This window comes from Paenibacillus sp. S-38 (assembly GCF_049942825.1).
Classification (GTDB): domain Bacteria; phylum Bacillota; class Bacilli; order Paenibacillales; family NBRC-103111; genus Paenibacillus_G.
Map to the genome: position 1 here is coordinate 5,089,101 of NZ_CP187970.1, position 26,524 is coordinate 5,115,624.

Annotated in this window: 27 protein-coding genes and 1 other annotated feature; of the genes, 7 read left to right on the top strand and 20 right to left on the bottom strand. The window is 61.4% G+C overall.

Annotated elements, in window-relative coordinates; translation table 11 throughout:
- Positions 1-5: 5 nt before the first annotated feature.
- The 5 genes from ACP26L_RS22330 to ACP26L_RS22350 form a co-directional block, all read right to left on the bottom strand.
- On the bottom strand, positions 6-809 hold the full coding sequence (locus ACP26L_RS22330; RefSeq protein ID WP_426446487.1) for an ABC transporter permease: 804 nt from the start codon (positions 807-809) through the stop codon (positions 6-8).
- Positions 806-1,813, bottom strand: a complete 1,008-nt coding sequence (locus tag ACP26L_RS22335) for an ABC transporter ATP-binding protein (protein ID WP_426446489.1) — start codon at positions 1,811-1,813, stop codon at positions 806-808. Before ACP26L_RS22335 ends, ACP26L_RS22330 begins: the two co-directional genes overlap by 4 nt.
- 548 nt (positions 1,814-2,361) lie before the next feature.
- Positions 2,362-2,817 carry a GNAT family N-acetyltransferase gene (locus tag ACP26L_RS22340; RefSeq protein ID WP_426446491.1) on the bottom strand — a complete coding sequence of 152 codons (456 nt, stop codon included), beginning with the start codon at positions 2,815-2,817 and terminating at the stop codon, positions 2,362-2,364.
- A 44-nt stretch (positions 2,818-2,861) separates the two neighbouring features.
- Positions 2,862-3,443 (bottom strand): DUF1697 domain-containing protein, encoded by a 582-nt coding sequence (locus tag ACP26L_RS22345; RefSeq protein WP_426455051.1) that lies wholly within the window; start codon positions 3,441-3,443, stop codon positions 2,862-2,864.
- A 63-nt stretch (positions 3,444-3,506) separates the two neighbouring features.
- Positions 3,507-4,727, bottom strand: coding sequence for a hypothetical protein (locus ACP26L_RS22350; RefSeq protein WP_426446493.1), 1,221 nt, complete (start codon positions 4,725-4,727; stop codon positions 3,507-3,509).
- Positions 4,728-5,044: 317 nt separating this feature from the next.
- Between ACP26L_RS22350 and ACP26L_RS22355 the strand changes: the two genes are divergently transcribed.
- A complete protein-coding gene (locus ACP26L_RS22355; protein WP_426446495.1) occupies positions 5,045-5,188 on the top strand; it encodes a hypothetical protein in 144 nt (47 codons plus the stop codon).
- A 47-nt stretch (positions 5,189-5,235) separates the two neighbouring features.
- On the top strand, positions 5,236-5,412 hold the full coding sequence (locus ACP26L_RS22360; RefSeq protein ID WP_426446497.1) for a hypothetical protein: 177 nt from the start codon (positions 5,236-5,238) through the stop codon (positions 5,410-5,412).
- A 1,107-nt stretch (positions 5,413-6,519) separates the two neighbouring features.
- On the opposite strand, the gene ACP26L_RS22365 is transcribed toward ACP26L_RS22360, so the two are convergent.
- Positions 6,520-7,734 carry a styrene monooxygenase/indole monooxygenase family protein gene (locus tag ACP26L_RS22365; RefSeq protein WP_426446499.1) on the bottom strand — a complete coding sequence of 405 codons (1,215 nt, stop codon included), beginning with the start codon at positions 7,732-7,734 and terminating at the stop codon, positions 6,520-6,522.
- 255 nt (positions 7,735-7,989) lie between these two features.
- On the opposite strand from ACP26L_RS22365, the gene ACP26L_RS22370 reads away from it, so the two are divergent.
- Entirely contained in the window at positions 7,990-8,187 is a 198-nt protein-coding gene (locus ACP26L_RS22370; RefSeq protein ID WP_013919082.1) for a cold shock domain-containing protein, read from the top strand.
- 211 nt (positions 8,188-8,398) lie between these two features.
- On the opposite strand, the gene ACP26L_RS22375 is transcribed toward ACP26L_RS22370, so the two are convergent.
- The 5 genes from ACP26L_RS22375 to ACP26L_RS22395 all read right to left on the bottom strand — a co-directional run bounded on the left by ACP26L_RS22375 (position 8,399) and on the right by ACP26L_RS22395 (position 12,611).
- Positions 8,399-9,418: a DUF1835 domain-containing protein gene (locus ACP26L_RS22375; protein ID WP_426446501.1), complete on the bottom strand. Its 1,020-nt coding sequence runs from the start codon at positions 9,416-9,418 to the stop codon at positions 8,399-8,401.
- Positions 9,419-9,461: 43 nt separating this feature from the next.
- The gene (locus ACP26L_RS22380; RefSeq protein ID WP_426446503.1) at positions 9,462-10,106 is read right to left on the bottom strand and encodes a rhomboid family intramembrane serine protease; all 645 of its coding nucleotides are present in this window, start codon (positions 10,104-10,106) and stop codon (positions 9,462-9,464) included.
- Between the two features lie 164 nt (positions 10,107-10,270).
- Positions 10,271-11,059 (bottom strand): hypothetical protein, encoded by a 789-nt coding sequence (locus tag ACP26L_RS22385; protein WP_426446505.1) that lies wholly within the window; start codon positions 11,057-11,059, stop codon positions 10,271-10,273.
- A 394-nt stretch (positions 11,060-11,453) separates the two neighbouring features.
- Positions 11,454-11,993 (bottom strand): hypothetical protein, encoded by a 540-nt coding sequence (locus ACP26L_RS22390; RefSeq protein WP_426446507.1) that lies wholly within the window; start codon positions 11,991-11,993, stop codon positions 11,454-11,456.
- Positions 11,994-12,032: 39 nt separating this feature from the next.
- Complete coding sequence (locus ACP26L_RS22395; protein WP_426446509.1) at positions 12,033-12,611, bottom strand: spore coat protein; 579 nt, start codon at positions 12,609-12,611, stop codon at positions 12,033-12,035.
- Positions 12,612-12,809: 198 nt separating this feature from the next.
- Between ACP26L_RS22395 and ACP26L_RS22400 the strand changes: the two genes are divergently transcribed.
- Positions 12,810-13,670 (top strand): aldo/keto reductase, encoded by an 861-nt coding sequence (locus tag ACP26L_RS22400; RefSeq protein ID WP_426446511.1) that lies wholly within the window; start codon positions 12,810-12,812, stop codon positions 13,668-13,670.
- Here ACP26L_RS22400 and ACP26L_RS22405 read toward each other — a convergent pair.
- Positions 13,667-13,945 (bottom strand): hypothetical protein, encoded by a 279-nt coding sequence (locus ACP26L_RS22405; RefSeq protein ID WP_426446512.1) that lies wholly within the window; start codon positions 13,943-13,945, stop codon positions 13,667-13,669. The two genes, ACP26L_RS22400 and ACP26L_RS22405, sit on opposite strands and share 4 nt — an antisense overlap.
- A gap of 193 nt (positions 13,946-14,138) precedes the next feature.
- Here ACP26L_RS22405 and ACP26L_RS22410 point away from each other — a divergent pair, with 193 nt between their 5' ends.
- The 3 genes from ACP26L_RS22410 (at position 14,139) to ACP26L_RS22420 (ending at position 17,037) form a co-directional block, all read left to right on the top strand.
- On the top strand, positions 14,139-15,620 hold the full coding sequence (locus ACP26L_RS22410) for an NAD(P)/FAD-dependent oxidoreductase (protein ID WP_426446514.1): 1,482 nt from the start codon (positions 14,139-14,141) through the stop codon (positions 15,618-15,620).
- 100 nt (positions 15,621-15,720) lie between these two features.
- On the top strand, positions 15,721-16,314 hold the full coding sequence (locus ACP26L_RS22415) for a TetR/AcrR family transcriptional regulator (RefSeq protein ID WP_426446516.1): 594 nt from the start codon (positions 15,721-15,723) through the stop codon (positions 16,312-16,314).
- Between the two features lie 117 nt (positions 16,315-16,431).
- Positions 16,432-17,037: a potassium channel family protein gene (locus ACP26L_RS22420; protein WP_426446518.1), complete on the top strand. Its 606-nt coding sequence runs from the start codon at positions 16,432-16,434 to the stop codon at positions 17,035-17,037.
- 59 nt (positions 17,038-17,096) lie between these two features.
- Here ACP26L_RS22420 and ACP26L_RS22425 read toward each other — a convergent pair whose 3' ends face one another.
- The 8 genes from ACP26L_RS22425 to ACP26L_RS22460 all read right to left on the bottom strand — a co-directional run bounded on the left by ACP26L_RS22425 (position 17,097) and on the right by ACP26L_RS22460 (position 26,511).
- Positions 17,097-17,390, bottom strand: coding sequence for a Dabb family protein (locus ACP26L_RS22425; RefSeq protein ID WP_426446520.1), 294 nt, complete (start codon positions 17,388-17,390; stop codon positions 17,097-17,099).
- 116 nt (positions 17,391-17,506) lie between these two features.
- On the bottom strand, positions 17,507-19,468 hold the full coding sequence (locus tag ACP26L_RS22430) for a DUF2207 domain-containing protein (RefSeq protein ID WP_426446522.1): 1,962 nt from the start codon (positions 19,466-19,468) through the stop codon (positions 17,507-17,509).
- A gap of 414 nt (positions 19,469-19,882) precedes the next feature.
- Positions 19,883-20,698: an MBL fold metallo-hydrolase gene (locus ACP26L_RS22435; protein WP_426446524.1), complete on the bottom strand. Its 816-nt coding sequence runs from the start codon at positions 20,696-20,698 to the stop codon at positions 19,883-19,885.
- 323 nt (positions 20,699-21,021) lie between these two features.
- Positions 21,022-21,176, top strand: a sequence feature (16S ribosomal RNA rRNA prediction is too short).
- 278 nt (positions 21,177-21,454) lie between these two features.
- Positions 21,455-22,339: a DMT family transporter gene (locus ACP26L_RS22440; RefSeq protein WP_426446525.1), complete on the bottom strand. Its 885-nt coding sequence runs from the start codon at positions 22,337-22,339 to the stop codon at positions 21,455-21,457.
- Positions 22,312-23,649 carry an opine metallophore biosynthesis dehydrogenase gene (locus ACP26L_RS22445; RefSeq protein ID WP_426446527.1) on the bottom strand — a complete coding sequence of 446 codons (1,338 nt, stop codon included), beginning with the start codon at positions 23,647-23,649 and terminating at the stop codon, positions 22,312-22,314. Before ACP26L_RS22445 ends, ACP26L_RS22440 begins: the two co-directional genes overlap by 28 nt.
- Positions 23,646-24,467, bottom strand: coding sequence for a class I SAM-dependent methyltransferase (locus ACP26L_RS22450; protein WP_426446529.1), 822 nt, complete (start codon positions 24,465-24,467; stop codon positions 23,646-23,648). Before ACP26L_RS22450 ends, ACP26L_RS22445 begins: the two co-directional genes overlap by 4 nt.
- A gap of 173 nt (positions 24,468-24,640) precedes the next feature.
- A complete protein-coding gene (locus tag ACP26L_RS22455; RefSeq protein WP_426446531.1) occupies positions 24,641-25,420 on the bottom strand; it encodes an ABC transporter ATP-binding protein in 780 nt (259 codons plus the stop codon).
- Positions 25,408-26,511: an ATP-binding cassette domain-containing protein gene (locus ACP26L_RS22460; protein ID WP_426446533.1), complete on the bottom strand. Its 1,104-nt coding sequence runs from the start codon at positions 26,509-26,511 to the stop codon at positions 25,408-25,410. Before ACP26L_RS22460 ends, ACP26L_RS22455 begins: the two co-directional genes overlap by 13 nt.
- Between the last annotated feature and the right edge of the window lie 13 nt (positions 26,512-26,524).

A 26,524-nucleotide genomic window follows, 5' to 3' on the forward strand; every position in this document is an offset into this window, starting at 1 on the left:
CCTCTTTACCCTCCCTGTACCACGACTTGGCGGAGTGCCCGCCGCAGAAGCAGCCGGCCGGTGCCGATCAGCACGGCCAGCCAGCCCAGCTGAATGAGAATGCCCCACAGCGCCTCGGCCGCCGGAATATGGCCCGAATAGACGCGGAACGGCAGATCGACCGCCCAGCGGAACGGCAGCAGATAAGTGATGTGCTGCAGCCAGAGCGGCATCAGGGGCACCGGAAGAATCATGCCCGCGAAGAACTCGCCGGCCACGGAGACCATCAGGATCGAGCCGGTCGGTGACATCGTCCAGAAGACGGAGATGTAGATCAGCATGGAGATCGACACCACGAGAAGCAGGCCCAGGGCGAGGGTGATGAGGAAGAGAGCAAACGCCCCGGGGGACTCGGGCGGAGAGAGCCGGTAAGGCTCCGGCAGGAAGAACACGATGAGCAGAATCGGGAAACAGCGGAGCAGCGTACTGGAGAGCCTGTTCGCAAGCAGCTTGGCGAACCAAAACGGATAGATCCCGCACGGGCGGCATAATTCGTAAGCGATGTTGCCGCCGGTGATCAGCTGGAAGATTTCGTTGTCGCGTGCCCACAGCATGATGAAGGCGAGGAAGATCTGCTGCAGCCAGGTGTAGGTGACAATATCCCGCAGAGAGATCGGAGCCTCCGCCGTGCTTCCGCTGTAGAAGGCCAGGTAGACCATGATGAAGATGAGTCCGAAAAACAGCTGCGTGGCAATACCGGCCATCGCGGCGGCCCTGTACTGCAGACCGTTCAGAAAGCGCATCCGGCACACCGATACATACGCCCTCATACCTGGTGCTCCTCGTACAGCCGGAGAATGAGCTCGTCAACCGGCTTCGTCTCCACCGAAACGTCAAGCAGCTCCACCTCTTCGGAGAGCCGGGAGATTACCCGGTCGATCCGCACGTGCTCCGTATCCATGCTGTACACCGCCCGCTCCGGGGTCCAGGAGAGCCTGATTGTGCCCGGAATCTCGACGGGTTTAGGGTGAGCCCGGTAATCCGCCGTCAGCGTCCGCTGGGTGCCGAACCGCCCGCGCAGCTCCTCCAGTGTCCCGTCGTACAGCAGCTTTCCTCTGCCGATCATCAGAATCCGGTCGGCCAGCGCTTCGATATCGCTCATATCATGAGTCGTGAGGATGACAGTGACGCCTTTCTCCCGATTGATCGTCTTGATAAACTGCCGGACCGCGATCTTGCTGGCCGCATCAAGTCCGATCGTCGGCTCATCGAGGAACAGGATCTTCGGATCGTGTAGGAGCGAAGCCGCGATCTCGCAGCGCATCCGCTGGCCCAGGCTGAGCTGCCTTACAGGGACCTGGAGGATGTCGGAGAGCCCCAGCGTGTCGGTCAGCATCTCCAGGTTCGCCCGGTAAGCGCCTGCGGGAATACTGTAGATATCCCTCAGCATCTCAAAGGAATCGATCACCGGCACATCCCACCAGAGCTGCGAGCGCTGCCCGAATACGACGCCGATCCCGCGGACATAGTCCACCCGGCTCTTCCAGGGCGTGTATCCCATAATGCTGCACGTCCCCCGGTCGGGAACGAGAATACCGCTCATTACCTTGATCGTCGTGGATTTGCCTGCTCCGTTGGGGCCGATGTACCCGACGATCTCCCCTTCCCGGATCTCGAAAGAGATATCCTGGAGCGCTTCCACCACCTTGTACTCGCGGGCGAACAGCGCTTTGAAGGCCTGACCGAGGCCTGCCGCCCGCTTCGCTACCTGGAACGATTTGCCAATATCCTTCAGGGTAATGATCGGCTCATGTGTGACGCTTTCCCTTCTCATGATTCAACCTCCCTCAACCGCGGTTTCGAATGCTAAAAAAATATATCCAAAATGCGGAAGAAAGTATAGACTTATAATCATCCGCGTGCTATACTATTATTATTAGAAATTGAATTTTACCCTCATGAGTCCGGTATTCAAATCTTTAATTTTTCGAACCAGCATTCGATTTTTCGCCTTTTTATTTGTTATCTTCGTTGGTTTTTTTGGTTTATTTACATCGTTACTTACAAGGTCGTGCAGGCTGCATTAGCAGCTGCCCGGCTTTTTTTGATGTTTTGGGGACACCCACAAGCAGGGGTCCTTCCAGGCGCCATGCCCTTTCCGTTCCACTGCTTTGCGGCTCCTTCCGGCAGGTGCCCTTTTCCGCCCGAAACCAGGACATCCGCGAACTCGTTAACGAGTGATCCCTGATTTCGTGCAGCCAGGCTAAAGATTAAACGGCCATGGCGTCTTTTACGGACGATGCGCGTTGAAAAAACTCAAGCCAAAAAGCCCCCATCCGCTTGGAAGGGGGACACCTGCATATTCCGGATGTGCCGTTTCACTTAAAGGTCTTGGCTCAGCCGCACCATATCGAACAGCTGCATGCCGTTCTCAAAGATCGGTTCGCTGTAATGCCTGACGAAGAAGTCCCGGTCGATCCCGGTCATGCGGAAGCCGCACTTCTGGTACAGGGCCAACTGCCCGACGCCGGTGCTCCCGGTGCCGACTTCGATCGTGCGGAAACCGAGCTCTCTTGCCCGGGAGACCGCATGCATAACGAGCTGCCGGCCGATCCCCCGGCCCTGATGGGCCTCATCGACCGCGACATTCACCAGCTCGGCCGTCTCCGGACGGGTCGGGAGCAGCACATAGACGCCCACCACCGCCCCCTTCTCCCCGCAGGCAATATAACATTCACCGCGGGATACATACTCTTCCACCAGCTTCAGGGAAGGGTCCGCGAGGAGCAGCAGCTCCATCGGCAGAGGGTCCTCCTGCGCCAGCTTTCGTATTTCCATGAAACCCATCCTCCTGAACAATCAGCCTGCTAATTCTACGTATTTCAGCGAGTCCGTACGGCGTCTTCCCCCTCTGCCTCTCTCGCCATCTCCTGCAGCTTCCGGACGGTCGCCTCATTGCGTGTCGTCGCCATGACCTTCAACTTCGCTTCAAGGAAGTTGTTTGAAAACTGCGATTTCCCGTAGGAGCCCCGGCAGAGGATATAGGCCGCATCGCCCACGATGCGGTAGTCATCCACCTCATTGGCATAGGCCTGCAGCGAATCCACGGCCGCCGGCTCCGGAGCCTTCGCCAGAAAAGAATAATACCGCTTCTCCCCTGCTTCTTCCTGCGCCGTACCTCTGGCAGCGGCAGAGAAGGGATTATCGCGCAAAGCGGCCTCCAGCTCTTCGGGAGTCTTGACGATCACGCCGACCTCGAAGCCGAACTTCTCCTTCAGCGCCGCGGAGATCCTATCCGCCATGGCATCCTGAGCGTCGTCAGCCGCAATAAACACGGCATTGCCGCTCTGGATATACGTCCGCACCCGCTGCAGCTCCAAGGATTCCAAGAGGCTGCGCAGCTCCTCCATCTTGATAATCTTTTTCCCGCTGACATTGATGCCGCGCAGCAGTGCAATATACACGGCCAATTCCGTCGCCCCGCTTCCCTGGCTTAAGATAATCCTGACGGTTCCAGTATAGCACGATCAAGCCGGCAGCGGCTTCTCCGGAATCCATACCGGTCCGCCGAACGAATCGATCCGGTACCACACCTCACCCTCAGGCGAGGTCCACTGCTCGTTCGCGCGAACCTGCTGCGTCTGGAAGGTGCCGGCTTCGAGGCTCACCTCTCCGGTCAGCGGAAACCGGTACGCTCTCGTCTCGGGGGTCAACGTAATGACCGCTTCCGAAGGCACGACTCCTTCCGGCCTCTCGAGCAGAGCGCGGTTCAGATTCACCCATCCGGTTCCAGCCGGCGTGCGCAGCCGTATCCAGCCTTCGTAGACTTCGAACGCCGGGTACGTTCCCCCCTCAACCCACTGCGCCCCCTCCTCTTTCCCGCGGATGTTGAACAAACGGGCCGCCGTGGGCAGCACGACCGGCGCTCCGTCCAGCAGAAACCGGTTCCTCTCCTCCTGCGTTCGGGGATCGGGACTTACCCAGCGATCTACCCCGTCCGTTCCTCTATACCGGTACCAGACCGCCCGTTCGCTTCCCTGCGGCACGCTGGACACGGAGACCGGCTGGATGTAATCCTGTCCGGTGCGCTCCCCTTTCCCTTCCGCCTCAAAAGGGAAAGGATAGCTGAGCTCGTCGCCGCTTAATTTGATCGGCACGATATAGGGACGCTGCTCCAACTCCTCCGGGATGACCGGATTCTGAATCCACTTCTCTCCGAGAGAGGTGGAGATCCGGTACCAGGTGCCGCTTTGAGCCACCATGCTGCTCGCCGTGTCCGCGTCACGGGGCGTATAGGAGATCGAGGCGGTGATCACGACCTGCTGCGGGTCGAGCTCCTCACTCGTTCCCCGCTCTTCATCCGGAGTCTCGTACAGCTGCACCTTGTGCAGGAGGGTCCCTTTCCGCTCGGTCGGATCGAGCCTGCCTTGAAGCACCCGGCTGTCGTACGGGATCCACTTTCGTCCCTCGGCCGTCTCTACCGGAAGCCAAGGCCGTCCGTTCTGCAGTACAATGCATCCCTGCTCGAGCGGACGGCAGCCGATCTGCAGCTCCCGCAGGGCCGGAAGGAGGCCATCCGACTCTCCCGGCTTCCCCTGCTCATCCCCGTAGAGCCAGGAATCTGCTGTAATCACTACTTCCTTCGTGGATACCGATGTATCCGGAAGCCCTCCGGCCTCCTCGCTCGACACGGTGCCCGGCAGCAGCAGGAACAGCGCGGCGGCCAGCCAGCGGACGCTTTTTGTCATGAAAGTCCACCTCTTTCAGAAACGTCTATAAGCAGAGTTAACCGCCGCGCCGCCCTCCAGAAACAACACGGAGAGATTGGCCCCGGCCCAGGACGGAATCATCGTTGTGCCCTCCCGTCTCCCACGCAGGTATGCCGCATGGTGGTATGAATTCATGAAGGATGGACAGCTGCCCATATAAGGAGAGCAGGTCGAAAAAGAGTTGTTCTTTATAACGAACGATACTACAATAAATAACAGCATCCTTGACGGAGGAGAAATGACCTATTAACAACGATCGAAAGTCCCACAGAGACAACCACCCGGCAGACGATTCTGTGCCGGACTCTCATCATCCTCTCGATGAAAACACGACTACCGGCAAACGCTTTTTCCTGTTCAAAGGCTGCCTGACCGGCATCCTCGTCTGTACGCCGTTCTGGATCCTGCTCGTCTATCTTCTGGTGAAATGGCTGGGGTAAGAAAATCGGGGACTGGAGCAGATCCGTTTTTGTTGAAAGGCCGGCCTATGTCCAGGTCTGCCCTGAACGTCAGGTCGTGCTGCCGCCTGCATGAGGCAATTCCGCAGGCGCCGCAGGGGCTCGCTGCGGACGCCCGCCGCTGTGTCGCCTTGGGCGTGCAGTCCATGCATGCCTATGTCGGGCCTCCGGGCGGAGCCTTGATCCGGCCGGCTGTGCCGAGATGATACAGCAGGCCGGCTGTGCCAATACTGTCCAAGCCATCCGGACAGCATATCCTGGTGCCCCGCTCGGCCTCACACCCCCGACTTTACCGCCGTGGATTGAATTTAAAGGAACTAGGATGCCTTATTGGCATATTTCCCGTCATTTCCCGGAGGATAACGGAACTCAGATGCGTTAATGATCCCAAACTCATGGAAAAACAGCCCCCTGCAGCGAAATAGCGAACATCAGTTCCTCTATTTCAAGAACAGCCCATTCACAGATGAATATAACGCATCTCAGTTCCTCTAATTTTATTGTTTACGCCGAGAGTAAGGGGCCGGACGTAGTGTTTCTCTTCCCGTGGGCAATGTACAGCACGAATGAGCCTGAGTTCGACTGAGCGAGCGACCGAGTTGACATGGGAACCCATCTCAGCCGGTTCCCCCAATGCTCACGTGGCTGCCAATAGTAAATTGATCGGCATAATAGCCCGTTATACGGTCGCCGATGTCCCGCGTCCTCCTCCCGCCGCCAGCTTTCGCTGAACCGCCGCCCTTCTCCTTTAACCCGCTGCGATGCGGAACTAGTCATCGTACACGGCGGGAGGACCGGCATAATAGCTGATGTGCGGCCAGCTATTCGAGGACCCTTTTTCGTCCAGTAGTTCCTGTCTGCACTTCTAGTTCTCCGACCTCTGCTCGCCGCCAGTGCTGCTGCCCCGCCTCTTCCTTGGACCCACCATGGCGAGGAACAAATCATCGTACGTTCCCTTGTTCCTCGCCGCGGAGCGAAAACAATCCACGTGCGCCCTAGGCGGATCGGCTTACCAGCCGGCGACGCCCACAGTGCACCCTCTCGCCGTCAGCCCTGCCGCTCCGACTACACACTTGGTTCCGCCTCGGCGTGGAGCAAATCCTCGTACGCCCTGGCGAGATGGGATAACTAGCTGGTGTCGCCATCTGAGCATCCACTCGCAGCCACCCGTGCCGTTCCGGTTACTCCCTTGATTCACCGCGGAGCTGAACAAATCCTCGTACGTTCTCTTGTTCCTCGCCGCGGAGCGAAACCATCCTCAAACGCCATCACCGGATCGCCTAACCGGCCGGCAATTCGCACCTCCGCCCCACTCAAAGCCCGCCCTGCCGCTCCGCCTGTTCCTTTGTTCCCGCCGCGGAGCGGAACAAATCCTCATACGCCGTGGCCGGATCGGCAAACCAGCCGGCGATGCGGTCTGCGGCCGCGGGGTCTGCGGCTGCCGCCATAAGCCGGCCCACCGCATGGTCCGGCAGCGGTCCCATCATGGCGTTGCTCCACTGCGTCACCTCGGTCACATAATCACGGATCCGCTTCCAGTACGCCTCACCGGTTCTCTCGTCCCACGGCCCAACAGGCTCCTCCGTGAGCGTTCGCACCAGCTGCTCGGCGCAGTAGGACGCCGTGTTGCAGCCCTGGCCGGTGATCGGGTCGTTCAGCACGACACTGTCGCCGCAGCCAAGCACGAGCGTCCCGCCCACCGTACAGTAAGGCCGGTGAACGGCCGGCTGCACCGCAATCTGGACGAAGCCTCGCTCGTCGCACAGGCCGAAGTGCTCCCCGTCCACCCGGGCGGCGACCGCAGGAAAATGACGGTCCACGACCGCCCTCATCCGGTCACGGAAGCTCTCAGGGTCCTTGATCCCGCCGAACACATCCAGCGGCCCGCCGGGCACCGATTCGATGAACAGGATGGTCACGGGCCCCAAGGCGGTCAGCGCCGGAATCTCGAACAGCTCCCCTGCACCGGGCAGGATCGTGATCGAGACGCCCGCCGGTTCCAGGGGCACCACGCCGTGGAAATACCCGGCACTGCATTTGCGCTGCGGTGTCGTCACGGGCGAGAGCTCGCCGATCTGCGGAAACGGCGCAATAGGCCCCCGCTTGCCGCTGCAATCGACGATCAGGTCATATGCCCGCGCCAGCTCCTGCAGCCGCTCTTCGTCCACACGGCCGTAGACGAAAGAGACCCCCTTGGCTTCCAGGTCTTTCATACACCTGAAGAAGTAAGCCCGCTGATCCACAGACTTGGCCGGGTGCACGAGCCCTCCCGTGAACAGCTTTTGCCCGCCTACCGTAACGTGGATGCTCTCGAGCTCGGGCCCCGCTTCCCACAGGGGCATGCCGTATGCAGCCTCCCGGGCCCGCGCCGGACCAAAATGCACCTGTGTCGAGCTGACGCGCCCCCTTTTTACTTCCTCTGGCGTCCGATCCGTATAAACGGTTACCTGGAACGCCCCGCTGTTCACCAGGGCATAGCTCAGGTGAAGACCCGCCGTCCCGCTTCCGAGCACTGCAATCCTCTTCATACATCCGCCTCCCGGTTGTCTTAACAGACTCTTAACATCCCTTGCACTCCTGCCATCATAAGGGAAAGCACTTTCAACGGGAATAGGCGAAACCGACTACTCGGAATGGGTACTAGAAACCGCCTCAAACCCGCCTAAATCCTCCCAAAAATAATTTTCCAAAAAAAACTTCTTCAAAATTTGGTTTTTTTCCGCAAAACGCTTATAATAGGCTTGTAAGAAAAAAATTTGTTGGTTTACACAGGAGGACGTTACATGAAGGGTCAAGTAAAATGGTTTAACGCTGAAAAGGGCTACGGCTTCATCGCCGGCGAAGACGGCACCGAAGTATTCGTACACTTCAGCGCGATTCAATCCGATGGCTTCAAAACTCTCGACGAAGGCCAAGACGTAGAATTCGACATCGTTGAAGGTCAGCGCGGTCCACAAGCTGCGAACGTCGTAAAACTCTAATAATAAGAGTCAATGAGAAGAAGGAACCACTCCCCCGGAGTGGTTCCTTTTGTGTTTGCCGTATAGGCGGCTCCTACCCGCTCTACTCCCGTACCCTGACCCGGCAGCGGTACATCGCGCTCGGCAGCCCCTGGAATTCCAGCCGCCCGGCGCTAATCAGCGAGAGTGGACGATAAGTTGGTGCTTGCCGTATAGGCGGCTCCTACCCGCTCTACTCCCGTACCCTGACCCGGTAGCGGAACATCGCGCTCGGCAGCCCCTGGAATTCCAGCCGTCCGGCGCTAATCAGCGAGAGCAGACGGTAATTTACAAAGCCGTCCCCGACCACCTGACGCCACCGGACGATCGCCGTGCCGACAGCCTGTCCCGCCCGCACGAAGCCGTCTTCCGCCTCCGCTGCCTGCAGCTCCAGCTCTTTCACGATCTCGAGCAGAGGACCGTCGAAGTAATCCTCCTCCACCGGAACTATGCGTCCATCCCGCCAGATTCTCAAGGGATGAGGATCCTCACTCAGCTCAAGCCACTGCGCGGCATACTGCGCCCTGGCCTCCGGGCTCAGCGGCTCTCCCGGCCCCTGCAGCAGCAGCTCTTGAACCGCTTCCATGGGAAGCTCCCCTGCGGTCAGCGGATGGAGCTCCGGATCATACCGTTCGGCTGTGCGGGCATAAGCTTCCGACACGTTAACGAGATGCACCGGCCCGGTCCGTTCGCGGAGCAGATGCAGCGCCAGGCGGACCCCCATCTGGTCATGCGCATTCTCTCCGCCCCATAGGACCACCGCATGATGCGCAGGAATCCTGCGCAGCTCCTCGGCCCAGTGGATCACACCGTATTCTTCTTGCCCGAAGGCGGCATACGGAAATTCGGCATAACGGGCTGAGAACCACTCGAAGCGGGCTATCCTGCCGTCCCCCTGCTCCAGATTCCTGAGCGGCCCGACGGACAAAAGCTCCCCGGAAGCCAGCACTCTGCTCTCCGGCCGCTTCCCGAGCCTGCTGATCGCCACCTTCATGAGCCCCGCATCGGAGGGGCTGAAGAGGACATGGGTGAACCGCTCCCTCTCCAGCCGCAGCCTGTTCTCCCGGTCACAGGCTTCCTGATATGGCTGCCACAGGCCCAATACATCCACCGCACCCGGCTCCTGACCTGCCGACTGCGTGAGCAGCAACACCAGGAAACGCCGGCATTCCGCCTCGCTCAGCTTTCCCACTTCCCCCATGTAGCGTTCCATTTTCCGCACGCCTCCTTTCTCCCTGCCGCAGTAAGCCTTCGGCTCACTCATTCAGCGTCCCGTCCGGTTCCCGCTCTGGCCGCGCAGGCCTGCGCCTAACGAGCAGGCTCATCAAGGCACAGATCAGAAAACCCCCGATGAACCCGCCGCCATGCGCATAGAGGTCCACCCGCGGCACTACGATGGAGTAGATGAAGCCGACAATGACAATGGTCCGCACCGTCTGCTTCGTCGCGTAGTCGATGAGATCCCGGCGGAAGATCGAGAGGTACAGGAAGGCGGCGTAGACGCCATAGATCGCTCCGGAGGCCCCGGCGCCGATGTAATAATCGCCGTGCAGCCAGGCGCTGGCAAGATTGCCGGCGATCCCGCACAGCAGGTAGAACAGCAGGTACTTCCACCGTCCCAGCAGCCTCTCGAGCGGTGCGGCGAACACATACAGGGCGAAGCTGTTGAAGAGCAGATGCTGGAAGCCGATATGGAGGAAGATCGCGGTGACATACCGCCAAGGCTCCGGCTGCATGCCGGGCAGGTCGAACATCGCTCCGAAGGTCAACAGTGTTCGCTGGTCCTCCGACGAGCCTGCCCATTCCATGGCCAGCCACACGCCGATCTGCACCAGGATGAGGGCGAGCGTCACAGGGTAGCGGCGCATGTATTCTTTCAAGCTTTCTCTGCGGTCAAACATGGATCCGCACCTCTCTCCAGGTTGATATGAAACCGACACCCCGCACCCTATCCTGCAGGGCGCGTGTACCTCTTATTATACCTTGGAGGACGGACCCTCCGCCAACGCGGAAAGAGCGGTCTGCCGGATGGGCGGACCGCTAAGCGTACGGGCGGGCAGGCGGTTCAGGTGGTGGTTCTCCCCCGCAGCCGCTGCTTCTTCGGGGAGAGCACCTGGGTGACCGTTTTCCACAGCCCCTGCCACCGCCGCTCCCGAGCAGCCGCCACCATCCGACGGGTCTCGAGAATCTCCTTCATCATGTTCATGATCTCGTCCTCCCGGATCTTGCGGAAGGCTTCATTCTGCCTGGCGCTCTCATCCACCTTCTCATGAAGAACGAGCACCTCCGTCACCATGGTATCCTGATCCTTCTCAAGCCTCGATACCTTGGCTTCGGCTTCCTTGACGCGCCTGCCGGTCTCTTTGACCTGATCGACGGCCGCCTTCATCTGGTTCACCGTCTTCTTGACTTGAGCTTCGGCCTCCTTCACCTTCTTCTCCAGGTTCGCGAGCCGCGGGTCACCCTCCGTCTCCTTCACCTTCAGCTCCAGGTCCGCCAGCCGCTGGTCGCTGCTCGCTATATACTCCTTCATCCGCAGGTCGAACAGGTGGTGGATCAGGCTCTTGATCTCTTCCTCATCGACGCCGAGCTTCTGCGCCGCCTGCTTGTCCTCGCCTCCCGTGGACGGCACCAGGTACTGCGCGACCACCTCTTTGACCGCCACACGCAGCTCCTTGCCGTCAAGCAGCTTCATCGAGATCCACTTGATCGCCTCGACGTCACGCTCCGTGAAATCCCGCTCACCCTGCTCATCCGCGGCGAACTTGTACTTGTACTTCTCCATTAACACACACCACCGCTTCAGGGAAACTTCCGATACGAATACCCGCTGGGCCACCGACTCTATGTTCACGATTTCATTCATCCTTTCTGGGAGAACAGTTTGGCATGCTTTTTACTAGAATACCTCCCTTGGCCAAAATATACTGTCGAAGCCCGGTGTCAGAATCGCAGAAATAAAGCAAAAGCGTGTACGATCCCAGCGAAATCCAACGGATCCAATTTAAAGAAAGCGGGGAGCACCGACCTTGCAGGCCAAATGCAGGGATGAGCCTATGATTTCAGCGGGTATCCGTACGGCTTCGGGTTACAGGCGTCGGCCCCAATGAGATATATGGCTTCGACGTCTCCTATGGACGAGGCAGGCAAATTCAAAAAAGCCGCGGCTCCAAAGGGGAGCTCACGGCCTCGGTGTAAATGCAGCGATCTTCTGTTATGGACGGAAGCCGCCTCCCCAAGTGAAACGCTTAAGGCGAAAGGCTTCCCGGCTCCGGCACATTGTCCCTGTACTCGTAATCCCCGATCTCCGGCGCCGGATGGCTGTGCAGAAAATGATGCTCGACCTGGTCGCTGAGATTCATGAGGTCCGCCGACAGCAGGGACAGGATCTCGGAGAGATCCTTCAGGGTCCGGTAATCCTGCTTGTAGCGGTAAGCGAGCGGCCGGCTTCCCTGCTGCTCCGCTTCGCTCAGCTTCTCGAATGCTTCCTTGTCCTCGCCGAGGGCGCTGCGGTATTCCTTGAGGCACTCCTCCCTCTTCACTTCCACATCCTGGCCGCACGGGCGCAGCTCCTCCCGCAGCTCGGCCAGGCTCTGTCGCAGTTCCATCACTTCGGCCCGGTCTTCCGGGAGGGACTGCAGGGCGCTGAAGCGCTCCCTCATCCGGTCCAGATGCCGGGTCAGCTCCCGCAGCTGTTCGGACTGCAGACGGCTCTTGGCTGCGTCCAGCTCGCAGAGCGTCCCGGCGAAGCGGATCCGCTCCAGGATCCGCGCTGTTTGATCTTCCATGGTTCTCCTCCTCTGCCGCTGAATAAGTCGGTCCCCGATTTACATCATCGGGTTCGGGTTTTGTCCGGGATTCGACGGTTGATAGGCATGCAGGAAGGTTTTGGCGGTATGATCCTGCATGGTCGGCACCTGATACAGGCCCTGCTGGTTCATGATCAGGAACGTCTCATACGCCTGCTCTGCGCAGAGGTTGGCTCCCTGCTGCAGCATGCGTCTTACATTCGGGTCAGCACACTCCAGGCAGGCCTGCATGTGCGTCTTGGCAGAAGCCTTGTGGCAGGAGAGGACCGCGGCCAGAATCTGGCGGTCATTCAGCGCGCCCTGCAGCATAGGGGCGACCTGCGCCGGGTTGTTCAATCCATATTGGATCTGGTCCGGACGGATCCCGGAATGGAAGCCCGGCATCCCCGGTCCCGGTGCTTTCGCCGCACTGTAATCGTGTGTGTAGGCTACAAGCTGGTCATATCCTGCTGCGGCCGTCTGCAGGTGACGGTAGACCAGATCGCGGACCACCGGCGACTGGGCCATTTGTCCGTAGAGAGCAAAATGCTCGATGAGGTTCATTTTCTCGTTGAGAATTTCATGGACTTCCATCGTTTCATGAGCGCCGAATGGCATGGGGGTAATCTCCTTTTGTCGTCAAATCGGTTCCTGGCTCTTCAGCCCATAGGTTACTTTTCCCAGATCGTCCCGCCTCTATTCCATCCTCTTCCATATAAATCTGCCGCACTCCGACGCCGGCTGGAATGGCTGCCCGGGTGTGGTATACTGATTTACAGAATCCACCATTCCCTCTTGAGACAAGGAGTGCCTATCATGGAAAAGAGAGCCTTCGGAACGACGGGACAGCGCTTCCCGATCTTGAGCTTCGGCGCCCAGCGCATCGTGGACGAGCATGGGTGCACGGAGGAAGAAGCGGTGCGCATCGTGCACCGGGCGATCGAAGCGGGCGTCACCTACTTCGACACAGCGCCGAGCTATTCGGCTGGGCAGTCGGAGCAGCGCCTCGGCCTTGCACTCGAAGGCCGCAGGAACGATGTCTGGATCGCCACGAAGACGCATGACCGCTCCCGGGACGGCTCATGGCGGCTGCTCGAAGCAAGCCTCAAGCGGCTGAAGACCGACCATGTCGACGAATGGCGTCTTCACAATATCATGACGATGGAAGAGCTAGACGCTTGCTTTGCCGCTGACGGGGCGCTTAAGGCGCTGCAGGAAGCACAGGAGCAGGGCGTCGTCAAAAAGCTCTCGATCAGCGGTCATACGAACCCCCGGGTCCAGCTGGAAGCCCTCGACCGCTTCGCCTTCGACAGCGCGCTGGTCGCCGTCTCCGCCCCCGACCACCTCATCTACAGCTTCGCGCATGAGTTCCTGCCGAAGGCGCTGGAGAAGGGCACGGCGGTGGTCGGGATGAAGGTGTTCGCTCTCGGCAAGCTCGCGCCCTGGTACGAGAAGGCGCTGCAGTACACCTGGAGCCTGCCGGTCTCCACGGCGATTGTCGGCATGGAGACGATGGACCAGCTCGAACGCAACCTGGCCGCAGCCCGGAGCTTCCAGCCGATGACCGAGGTAGAGCGGCTCGAATTCCTCAAGGAGATCGCCCATCTCGCCACCCCGGATGTGCTTCGCTGGAAAGCCTCCGAATGGACCTCCGGCCGCTGGTACGAGCGGCCTTAGGACGGCAGTCCGTGCTGCAGGCTGCTGCACGGAGGAAGCGGACGATAAGGGCGGGGCTGTGACAAGCTCCTGCCCTGGATGGACGGCAGGCGGTAAGGCAGATCGATGCCGGACCGCCTGTTCGTCATGTCTTTTGCAAGAGGCGTCTCATTGCCTCCGGCCGGCACGCTGCGCTTCGTCATCCATTGACCGCGGTCCCCCCGTTCCCCAGCCCTCTGCCTCCGCCGGATCAGATCCCCCAGTGCCAGCCGCCGTTCGGACGGCTTTCGGTTCACAGCTCCGGCACAGTCACGATATCGGCCAAGCCCTTCCCCTTGCCTCCAACCTGAGGGAAGGACAGGCACCCTGATTTCTTTATTGACTGACTTAGTCAATCTAAGCTATAGTGTGACTACGACATCAGCGCACGCAGCCCCCATGCTGCATAACCCGCCTCCCGAAATCCGAACCGTCAAAGGAGCGATGAAGATGAACGAGATGCAAGAGTGCAGGCAGCAGAGGGCTGTCGTCATCGGAGGAAGCATGGCCGGTCTGCTTGCGGCCGGGGTGCTCTCCGGCTTTTACGAGGAAGTCATTGTCGTAGAGAAGGATGAGCTTCCGGACGGACCCGAGCTGAGGCCGGGGACGCCGCAGGCCTTCCACCCCCACCGGCTGACTCCGCGCGGCCTGGAGCTGCTCGAACGCTACTTCCCCGGCTTCAACGAGGAGCTGCTCGGGCATGGAGCGCCCTCTACGCTGAATGGGTTCAATCACATGAGCAACGAGCACGGCATCCTGGTCATGGGTCCCGACCCGGAGAACCATGCCTCCTGCACCCGGTCCCTGCTCGAGTGGGTGATCCGCCGCCGGGCGCGGGCGGTCCCCGGCATCCGCTTTCTAACGAAGCAGGAAGTGACCGGGCTGCTCTCCCCGCCAGACAGCACCGCAGTGACCGGTGTGCTAGTCCGGGAGCGCGGCTCCGAAGGACAGCGGCGCACGCTTGCGGCCGACCTTGTCGTGGAGACCGGCGGGCGTGTCTCCCGCCTGACCGCCTGGCTGAACGAGCTCGGATACGAGGTGCCGGCGCCGGATCGCCTCCACCTGAACCTCGGCTACAGTACCCGGCGTTACCGGGTCCCCGATGGCACGGAGCGGTCTTGGAATGTGATCCATACCTCGGGCTGCGCTTCCGAGGGCAGGGCCACGGGAGTATTCAGCCCTATCGAGAACGGCCTCGCCGAAAGCGTGCTGTACAGTGCCGGCGGCGTCTATCCCACTACGGAAGCGGAGAGATACGCGCAGGAAGCCGGCGCTCTGACCTCCCCGGTGCTGGCCGAAGCGATCCGGGACCTGGAGCCGCTCGGCCCGCCCCGTGCGTTCCGGGTCCCCGAGCTGGTGCGCCGGCGCTACGGGCACATGACGCGCTGGCCCGCCGGCTTGCTCGTACTCGGCGATGCCTTCTGCCATTTTGACCCGATCTTCGGGCAGGGCATCACCGTGGCGGCCATGGAAGCCGAGCTGCTCGAGGAGTGCCTCCGGGAAGAACGGGGGCAGCCCCGTGAAGGCTTCGAGCTTCGCGTGCTCGGCCGGATGCAGGAGCTCATCGAGCCGGCCTGGTGGCTGAACTGCACGGCCGCCCTCCGCTGGAAGGGCGTCGAGTATACCGGGACCGTGCAGTTGGAAGGGGTCGAGTTCGCCCAGCGCTACCTCGATCAGTACCACCGCCATGTCATGCAGGAGCAGAGCATGGAGCTCTACGGCCTGTTCTGGGCGGTGAACACCCTGCTTGCGCCGCCAAACGAGCTGGTCCGGCCCGAGCTGATGGATGCCGTGCTGGCCGGGGCATCCGAGAACGACCGGGCCTGGTTCGACGCTCTGGCACAGCAGCACGGAGTCCGCACTTCCGGGCTGCCGGCGGTGCTCCTCCCCTCCTTCTTTTGCAGTACGGCGGCTGAAGTCCCCAAAGCCTAGCTGCGGCAGCGGGGTCCCGGTGGTATACTTGAAGATGCGCACCGCTTCTTGCGATTCATTCATCTTTTTACTCGATACCCCAATCAAAGGAGCATCCACTGTGGCCCCACTGAACGACGAACAGCTGCACCAGATCCGCGACGAACGGCGGGAGCAGATCCGCAGAGCAGGCCTGAAGGTCTTCGCCCGGCGCGGCATCCTCGGGACGAAGATGAGCATGATCGCTTCGGAGGCCGGCATCTCGCACGGTCTTGTATACCACTACTTCAAATCCAAAGATGAACTCTTCATTTCCCTGGTAGAGGAAGCCGTCGTTTCGGCCGCGGAAGCGGTCCGGAGCATCTATTCCATTCCGGGCTCCCCGATGGAGAAGCTCCGGTTCCTGACCGCCGAGATTCTCGATCCGGGCGGCACGGAATACTTCCTGCTGATTCACCAGGCCCGCACGTCGGACGGCGTGCCCGAGCAGGCGAAGGAACTCATCGCGGCGTATTCCATGCGGACGTTCATCGACGTGCTCATCCCCCTCTTCACGGAAGGCCAGCAGGCGGGGGAGATCGTCTCCGGGAATGCCGAGGAACTCATCGCGTCCTACTTGTCGATCCTCTCGGGGCTCATGGTCCTGCATACGAAGGAAGGCGAATACCGGATCCCGGAGACGAGCCTGCTGCTCCGCATGCTCACTCCACCCTGAGATTCGCTCCGTCGGCGTCCCGTTCTTTCCTGCTTTAGACGGCGCATAATATGGTCTCTTCCGGGGGATAGTAGTTGCCGGATGGAACATCCTGACAAACCGGGGAGGGAAGCCGCATTGCCGCGAACACAAATATCCGAATCCGAATTTAGCCGGAAGAAGCTCGTCCTGTACGGCGGATCGGCCGCTCTGCTGCTTTTTCTCCTCTTCTCGGACCGGGTGCTGGGGGAGTGGGTCTCACTTCACCCCGTTAGCGCTGGAGTCCGATGCCTAGCTGCCATCCTGATGCTGGGGGCAAGCATCCGGATGATCACGGAGTTCATGGACAGCATGACGAATTCGCAGGCCCGACTGACGCATATCTTCACTGCATCCGGCCTCCTGCTCTTGATCGTCGTCCTGGGTTATTCGATTCTTTTTCACCAGGTGTACCGGATCTACGGATCGGCTTCTTTCTCCGGAGAAACGCTGACGGAAGGCGATTTCCTGTATTTCAGCATCACGACGTTTACTTCCACCGGCTACGGGGACATCTTTCCCCACGGCGCTCTGGCGAACGCGGTGGCATCTGTGGAGATGCTTCACGGCTTCTTCATCAGCTCCCTGCTCCTGGCCACCCTCGTCTGGAAATACATTCAGCAGCACCGGGAAGGAAATTCCCGGACAGAGAGCGGTGCCAAGGCCGGCGCGAAGGGAGAGACGCCAAACCCAAAAAAACCTTGAGCACAGGCAGCATGGCCCCGCTCAAGGTTCTTTTGTTTGGTGAAAAGAAAGAAAACCGCTTAAATCTCAATATCCACTACGATGCTGTCCACCCGTCCGACTTCGCGGATGTAGGCGGCCACCGCCTGATGCTGCGGGTTCGGGCCGTAAGCCTCAAGCGCTGAGCGGTCTTCGAACCGCACCGACAGCACGACCTGGTAGCCCTGATTCTTCTCGGAGAAATTCAGGCCGGCCTGCAGGTCCACAATACCGGTAAGATGAGGCCTCAGAGCCTTGAAGCGCGTTACCACTTCGCTCAGCTGCTCCTGTGTTGTCGATTCGCCGAATTTGACGAGTACAATATGGTCGATCATCGGGGTGTCCTCTTTTCCGGTAGTAGGGTTAAAGTCCAAGCTATACTATATCATGGAGAAGCGGACGAACCAACCCTTTCAGCAAACCTTCATGCGGCCGGAACCGGCGGCGGGGTTCAATCCCCTCCGCCTCCACCGCCGTCACCGCCCCCGCCGTCCGAGCTGCCGCTGTCCCCGTCCCAGAAGCCGCCTCCGTCCGTGTCCGAGCTGCCGGAGGAGCTTTGGCTAGAGGCCGTGCCTTCCGCAGGGAACCGGAGCGTCATCTGCGTATAGAGCACACTCTGCATTCCGCCGGAGAGGCTCAGCAGCGGAGACTCCACGGTCCGGCCGGCCTCCCTCAGCCGCTTCTGCACCTTCGTCAGGTACTCGCGCCCGACCCCGAGGAGCACGGCCGCTTCTGCATAGTTCTCGAGCACCGAGATCTCTTCCGTTTCGGCTCCGACCGCACCCCGCTTCAGCTTTGTCCGCCAGGAACGGATCGCACCCCGTTCCCCCGCCGCCCGAGAGGTCAGGCTCCGGCGGGGCAGCAGCGGCACGAGCACCAGCGACGCCAGGACGAAGAGCAGGTAGACACCGCTCGCATCCGCGTCCACGATCATGGCGCCGGCCACGAAGCAGGCGAATAGATAGAGCGCCAGCCTCCACTTCTGTTCGATGCGGTGCATGGCGAACCAGCCGCCGGCCGCGAGGAACAGCAGCAGAACCAGCAGGGCACCCCAGCTCTGCGCGTCGGCATAGAACAGATAGAGCAGGAGCAGCGCGTGCAGCGCCACCAGCCCCCGTCCGTACCGGCGCAGCGGGGAGTAAGGCCGGAAGCAGGCTTCGGCCAGCTCCGCTTCCACACTCTCCTTCCAAGTCCGGAAGCCGGCGAGGAAGCCCCGCCGCTTGTTCCGGAAGGAGGCGGTCCGTGTACCGCTCTTGCGCTCCGTCACCGTAGGGCCGGCCAGGCTGTCGATGCGGACGGAAGGGGTTCCCTGCTTCCGGGAACGCAGCAGCCACGCGTTCAGCCTGGCGTCAGAGGCCCTATCCCCGCCGCCCTTCCCTGTCCTCACGAACTGCAGCGACGTATGGAAGGCCCCCTCCTCGCTGCTGAACCGGTTCTCCGCCGGTACGGCCACGACGCCCAGCAGCCCCCGCCGGCGCTGGGAGAACAGCCCGGCCGCGAAGTCTCCTGCCTGCAGTTCTCCCAGGCGGTACAGGTAGCTGAGCCGCACCGGATCGGTCTCCGCGAGCTCCTTCAGCCCGGGACGGCCTTCCCGCAGACCCGCCAGCAGGCCCTTCAGGGAAAAGAGCAGCCACACCACCGACCCCAGCACCAGCACGAACAGGCCGGCTGACACCGCCTTCCCGGCACCCAGCAGTGTCCCCCGCATGCCGAAGCGCTTCTCCCGGGCAGCCTCCTCCTCGAGGATGTCCTCCACGCGCACCGCCTCGCTCTTCGTCGGCGCCTCCCCGAGAAATTCGGACGGGAACAACAAGCGGACGGCGCCGCTGCCGTACATCGACAGATTCGGGTTGTCATACCGCACGATTGAAGGCGGCTTGACCTGGAGCCTCCCTCCCGTAGGGTCATGCAGGAAAGCATGCACCTGGTCTTCCTTGAAGGCCTGCGGCAGCAGAATCTCCATCGTCACGTTATGTATGTCGGTATCGCTGTCCGCGAAGAACTTCCACTTGAGCTCTCCGGTCCGGACATAGCGTGAAGCCGCCTGGTCCACCCGATAGCGGTAGTAGAGCCGCTGTGTTCCCTCCTTCACGGCAGGGGACGTATAGAAGGACTCGTCCTCCTCCTGAAAGGCCGTGTCCAGCTGCTGCAGTCCCTGATGCGCGAAACTTCCGAGCTTCGCCCCTTTCGGAGGCACATACGCCTCGAAGAACTCCACGCCGCCGGCGCCGCCAAGCTCCACATGCCGCTCCAGTTCTTCCACCGGCTCATGGAACGAGTAGGTGAAGAGCTCCTCCACGAACAAATCCCCGTCCGGCAGCACCTTGGCCCTCACGTTCACCTCATCGACGCTGTAAGGCTCAGCCGACGCCGCCTGTCCGCCCAAGATCAGGCCTACCGCCAGACCTGCCATTAATCCTGCTCCAATCAAGCCCTTCCTCATCTGCTCACCTCTGGTTGGTCCAAGTTTCGTACAGCACCTAGACATATACGCACGAACAGGCAAAATGTTCCACAGCGTTCCGCATTTTCCCGAAGCGGACGCCTGACTTCCGGCCCGGGCGGCACCGGTGCATGGAAGAAGCCTCCCCCCTGTCTTCCCAATGCTGGGCGGTCTAAGTGTATTCCGAGAGGGCCATGCGCCGACACCACGCCAAAAAACGGCAGTGCATGGGGCACTGCCGCGGAAGCGGGATAAGTTTCGGACGCAGGAAGTCAGTGAAGGGGGACCGCTTTGACGAACCGGTGAGGATCTCCGCCTTCATAATTAATCCCGCGCTGCTGTGACGAATGAAGCAGGTTAGCGGGGGACTATGCGGGATGAAACCTAGGCCGGCGTCCCCAGCTTATGCGGATCAAACGCGATGGATACCTCCATGTCCCCCTCCCGGTCCGTGTACAGATAAGCCTCGCCTGCAGCGAGCGGCGTGGAGTAAGGAACGCTCTTCGAGATATCGATCCGTGAAGCGCACTCGATCAGGCGATCAATACAGGAGACAGGCAGCGCGTGCGGAACATGCGAGGAAACAATCTTCCCCGCAGGAAGCTTCCGCAGCTTCTCCAGGCTGGCCGTGTAGGTGCTGAGGCCGGTGCTCTCCGGCAGGAACAGCCATACCATCGGCATCACCGTGTCCGCCGACAGCAGCGTCCCGGTCTTCGAGTCGAGCAGCGAGATGCAGCCCGGCGTATGGCCGGGGGTGTGATAAACCGCAAGCTCCCGCCCTCCCAAGGAGAAGCGGTGCCCTTCCCGGACCGGGCTCCACCCGTGGGGAGTGCGCCCGGCATACGCCTCCCGGGAGAAGCCGTCCGGCAGGTGCGAAGCATCGACGGCCCCCAGGATGTGCCGCCTCATCGTCTGCGAGCCGTGGAGCCGGGCCAGATCCATGTCGGCTTCGTGGAGATAAGCCCTGCCGAACGGCAGATTCCCACCGATATGGTCGACATGGCCGTGGCTGTTCACCAGGATAACCGGCAGGTCCGTCAGTCCCCGGACCGTGTCCGCCAGGTTCCCGAAGCCATACCCTGTATCCAGCAGCAGCGCCTGTTCCGTGCCGGTGACGAGCGTGCAGCCTACGCCCGCCGGCTCAAACAGGTGGTAGATACCGTCATCAATGGGATGAACCGAATAATAGCCCTGCGTCATGGATGATGTCCCCTTTCGGCTTGGAGGTATGATCAACACACATTATTTATATTACGTACAATAAATATATTACGTATTTCATTCTTTGTCAATTACTGGAATCCGTTCCATCGAGTACGTTCGGTCCGATGCCTGCTCCGCACGTAGTGCGCCGGGTGACCACTGCAGCTAAGAAAACGCCAGTTGACGTCCTTTAAGATCACTGCGTCAGTCCAGCCGTTGGTACTCGGGGAGGAATGGGGATCGGGTTCCAACCGCTTTTTGACTTCAAATGCAGCCCGTAAACGTACCTCCCCAAACCCATTCCCTCGCTTAACTCCTCTCTGCTTCTCAAGCCCGGGGCTCACCCCGGTTCGCACCGGAAACTGGAAGACTTGAGTGCAGGAAAGGAAAGCGGAATTCCACGTGTAACGGTAGAATGCGTAGAGAGGTGGAGGAACACCATTGGCGAAGGCGGCTTTCTGGTCTATAACTGACGCTGAGGCGCGAAAGCGTGGGAGCAAACAGGGTTACCTGTCCCGCCAGGATTCCTACCTCGCGCGGTCCATACAGGGACAGAGGTGCGGGGAATACGCCTGCCCTGCAGAAACGGCTTTGTGCCCATTCGATGATGGGATGGCCAAGAGAGAGGACCCTACTGGAGGGTCCACGCTGCACGGTATTAGGGGCAAAAGGACTGCTAGGTTCACGAACGGCAATCCGCAATCCCCCCTGTGAAAAGGCTCACCCGTCACCGTCACGGCTGCCGGCACGAGCTTACGCGGCTTTGGCGGGTGCCGCCTGCGGGGTCTTCCGCCTCGAGAGCAGAATGCAGGAGGCTACGATAAGAATACCCCCGACAACCGTCAGCCCGTCCGGTATCTCGGCCCAGAACAGGAATCCCCACAGGGCGTTGAACACGATCCCGATGTACCTCGTGACCTCGACCACCACCGCATTTTCGTGGGTGAACGCCTTGGTCAGGAACACCTGCCCGAGCAGCGACACGACGCCGATCGCCCCCAGATAGAGCCATTCGACTCCGCTCGGCACCACGAAGTCGTTCCACATCAGGGGAACGGACACCACCGTCGCCGTGGCAAGAAAATAAAAGACGATCTCATACGAATGATGCCTTTGGCTCAGGTAGCGGATCGACGTCGCCGCTCCGGCCGCCAAGACCGCACTGAGCATGCCGACCAGCGCATACACCGAGTATGAGCCGAATTGTCCCGGCTTCACCAGTAGCACCGCGCCGAGCAGGGCAAGCGGGAGAAGCAGCAGCACCTGGCGCGGCAGCTTCTCCTTCAGGAAGGTGACCGACAGCAGCAGCACGAAGAACGGAGACAAGTGCGCCAGAATGCTGGCATCGGTCAGCGGGATTTTGGAGATGGTGTAAAAGTAAGCGAGGAGATACAGGGCGCCGAGCACACCCCGCAGAGTGAGCATGGGAATTCCCTTCGTGGAGAAGGCAACCCCCGCCCCTCTCATCATGATCCAGATCATCGCCGTGCCGATGATGCTGCGAAAAAAAGCGACCTCGGCCGGCGGCACGGTCAGCGTAGCCGCCTTCACGAGCGCATTCATTACACTGAAAATCAGGGAAGAACCTACGGCCAACAGCACACCATTCTTCATCGGCTTCGCTGCCACTCCTTCCATATCCTATCGGCGTCCGCATCCTCGAGGGGAGCAGGACTGTAAGCGGCTCCCGCCGGTCGGCCGGTCCGCTCGGCGAAAGCCGTCAGACTGCGCTCGTAGCCGGCAATCAGCGATTCGGCCGTGGGAATCCCCACTCCGGCCTTGCGGGCCAGGGCGCGGAGGCCGGTCAGCCTGCGGTAATCCTCATGGGGAATGCGCGGGACCGACCAGGTGCCGTCCGCGGCAAGCTCCACCCTCCGGTAAGGCACAGCCGAGAAGTCGAAATAGCGGCCGTGCTCGTCAGGCTCCGAGAACGGATCGATGAGGATCGACGCATAGCGGACGTAGAGCAGGTACTCCTGCTTCACGGGCTCGTGGACCAGGAAGCCCTCAATGTCCGCACGGGACAACGTCTGCTCATGAACGGGATAATTGTCGTCGTTCAGGAACTGCAGCAGGTTCAGCGGGGCCGCCCCGAGGGCCTCCACCAGCGATGAGATTTCTTTCCACAAGAGAACCATCGTCCGGATTGTGTGGGGTGTGATCGGCCCCTCCGGGTAGAGCTTATACATGCTTTTCTTCGTATCGCGCTCGCTGAGGATGGCATCCAGGGAAAAATCGCTGAGAAGCAGCGGCGGATGCACATAAGTCGTGATGTTCCGGCTCTCGGCTTCGACCGGGCCGGCAGCGGTCCGGCAGCCGATGCCCATCGACTCCATGAAGGCGGCAAATGCGGCGGCCGCCCCGGCTGCTGCTCCGCTTGAGGCGAGATAGACCCGTTTCTTGCATGCCTTCGTATAGGCATGGATCACGCTGTCCCTGCCCGGCTCCCACTTCGTTGCGGCGTAATAATTCGAGAGAGAGACCACTTCGACACGGTCTCCCGCACTCCCGAGAAGACTCCTCACGAGCAGGTTGGAGCCGATCGCCGGGGACAGCAGGATGATCGTCCGAAGCTCTCTGCGGGAGTCCGCCCGCAGGGCCTCCAGGATCTCCCGGTAGCTGTCGCTTGGGGTGCAGAGCACCAGCGTCTGCCAGCCCTCCTCCACTTCCGCGAAGGAGACATGGAAGCGGCTCAGCTTCGCTTCCCCCGACAAGTGCCGGCAGCGCTCGGCCTGCACGATAGAGTAAAGCGTCTGCCCGCTACGCTGCAGCTCCTCCTTCAGGCGGACGCTGTGCGCGCCCGGCCGGTTCGCGAGCCCGAGCTCCGTGCACCAGCCCCGGGAAAGCTGTACGGCTGTGTGCACGGCGGCCGGTCCCGCACCCACGAGAAGCGTCCGGCCAAAGGGCTGGCCGCCCGGTGCCCGCAGCGGGGCTTCATGCCTGCTCATCGGATGAGCACACTCCTTTCCTGCACGGTCCGGGGCAGCCGCTCCAGCACGACCGTGTCGTAGATCGGGCTTCCCCCGCCGGCCGAGGTGCGCTGCAGCTCGGCCGGCACCTCCCCGGTGAAGGGATAGTTGAAGACGGATTTGAGCCCGTTGCCGTAGCGCACGACAATCCGCGTGCCCTCCGCCACGGCCTCCTGGAGCTCGCGCAGCACCTCCGCCTTGTTCTCCACCAGGGACGCGACGATGACATGGCTGGCCTCGCCCGCGAATGGAAGGCGGCCGATCCGCTCACCGGAGAACGAGATCTTCGACGCCATGCCTGAGGCATCCGCCAGCTGCTCGGCCAGCGAGACCGCCTCCGGGTCGATGTCGATCCCGACGACCTCGGCATCCAGCTCCCGGGCTATGGTCATCGCCGAGAGCGGGAACGCTCCAGCACCAACGAAGAGCACGCGGGCGCCGTGGCCGATGCGCAGATGCCCCATCTCCGTATGGACCGACTGGGACAGCGCGGCCATATAGCCGCCCAGGTCCAACTCTCCGCTGCAGGCGCGCACCGACTGGTACTTCTCCATCTCGCACAGGGCTCTCACCGAAGTGTCACGCAGCCCGTCGGCCCGCTCCCGGATCTCGGGCAGGCTCCCCCACTCGTTCCACTGCGCTTCGCTGCGCGTGGAGGTCATGAACGCGCACAGCCCCTCCAGCTTCTCCTTGAGCAGCCCGTAGCAGGTGCTGCACTCCCTCGCATACCGTGTCAGCTCCGCGATCTCAAGCTGCAGCACCTTCATGGATAAAAGAAGTTCATACTTGTCGATCATAACCGGCCTCCTTATATGTAATAATTACGATATTAAGTCAGATCTCGTTGTCTTGTTTCACTCTCCTGTTTGGCTTACAGCCCGCCGTACGCGGGCCTACCCACTCCTTCGTATCCCTCTCTCGCGTCAGGCCGCAGTGCAGCGCAGCAGCCGCCCCGGCGCGGGCTTCCGGCTCAATGCGCGGCAGCCGCCAGCAGCCGGGTGTACGGATGACGGTCGGGATGAAGAATGTCCTCGCCCCGGAACGTATCGACACCGCACCCGTCCTTCATAACCAGAATGCGGTCGCTGACCGAATACACAGCAGCCAGATCATGAGAGATGAACAGCATCGACATGCGGAGCTCGCGCTGCAGGGACTTCAGCAGCTTGAGAATATGCGCCTGCACGGTAACGTCCAGGCTGGACGTCGGTTCATCGCAGACGAGCAGCTTCGGGCTCAGCGCGATCCCCCGGGCGATGGCGACACGCTGGCGCTGCCCGCCGCTGAGCTCATGCGGGTACCGCTCCAGCAGTCCGGGGGCAAGCCCTACCATCTCGAGTAGACGGGCAGCCGAAGCCCTCCGGTCCTGCCGGATGTCCTGCAGGAAGGGGGGAACCACCTCCGGGAAGTTGTCGAGCGGCTCCACGACCGAGCGCCAGACGGGCAGCCGGTCATTCAGCGAAGCGGACGGATCCTGGAACACGGCCTGGATGTGTCTGCGCGAGCGGCGCAGGACCTCGCCCTTAAGCTCCTGCAGGGAGACGCCTTCCAGCCGGAGGCTGCCGCGGTCCGGCCGTTCGAGGGCGAGCAGCAGGCGGGACACCGTGCTCTTGCCGCTGCCGCTCTCCCCGACGACGCCGAGGCACTCCCCGGCCCCGATCTCGAAGCTCACGTCCCGCACCGCCTCCACTACGCCGCCGGGCCGCCGGTAAGATTTGCACAGGCCCCGGGCCTCGATCAGCGCCCCCATGGTACCGCCTCCTCCCGCGTGATGCGATAGAGCTCCGCCTCTTGGCAGCCGGCCTCCGATTCGATGCCGTGCGCATGCCCGTGCCCCGGAAGCCGCGGGCAGGCATCCAGCAGCTGACGGGTGTACGGATGCTGCGCCCGGTCCCGGACCGCCTCCGCCCGGCCGCTTTCCACGATCCGGCCTTCCCGCATAACGGCGATCCGGTCGGCGCGCTTCAGCACCTGCCGCAGATCGTGCGAGATGAGCAGCACCGCACAGCCGGCTGCCCGCCGCAGCTGTTCGAGCAGGTCCAGCACCCTCTCGCCGGACAGCACGTCGAGCGCGGTCGTCGGCTCGTCTGCGATGAGCAGACGGGGCTGCAGCAGCAGGGCCGAAACCATCGCCGCCCGCTGCAGCTGCCCGCCGCTCAGCTCGAAGGAATAGCTCGAGAACGCCCGCTCCGGAGGCAGGCCGAGCTCTTCGAAGCCTTCGAGTACGGCGGCCTTGGCCTGACGGCCCGTGAGGCGCCGGTGGGTGCGGACCGTCTCGACCAGCTGGTCCCCCACCCGCCAGAAGGGAGAGAAGCTTCCGCGGTAATCCTGGAACACACAGCCGATCTCCCGGCCGCAGAGGCTCCGGCGCTTCTTCGCGGACCAGGGGAGGATATTCTCTCCCCCGTAGATCATCTGACCTCCGGTGATGCCGATCCCCTGCGGCAGCAGGCCCAGAATCGCGCCCGCAGTCATGCTTTTGCCGCTGCCGCTCTCCCCGACGAGCGCCAGCGTCTCGCCCGGGTGGAGAGCGAGCGACACGTCCTGCAGAATCGGCACCCGCTTCCCCCTTCCGGCCGCAGCGTCCAGGGAGAGTCCCTGCAGCTCCATCACCGGATGTACCTGCCCAAGGCGGACCGCGGCGAAGGAGCCCTCCCTTCCTCCCGCCGGAGCCGCGGCTTCCTTCGGCCGCTCATCCTGCAGCAACCCCACAGGTCTCTCCACACCTTGCGTCTGCGCCTTCGGATCGCAGCTTCTTTTTTCCGGCTCGTCGCTGCGCCCAGTCTCCGTTACATTCTGTACACTCTCGGGGTGTACCCGTTCGAGCAATCCTTCCGTCATGCGGACCTCCCTC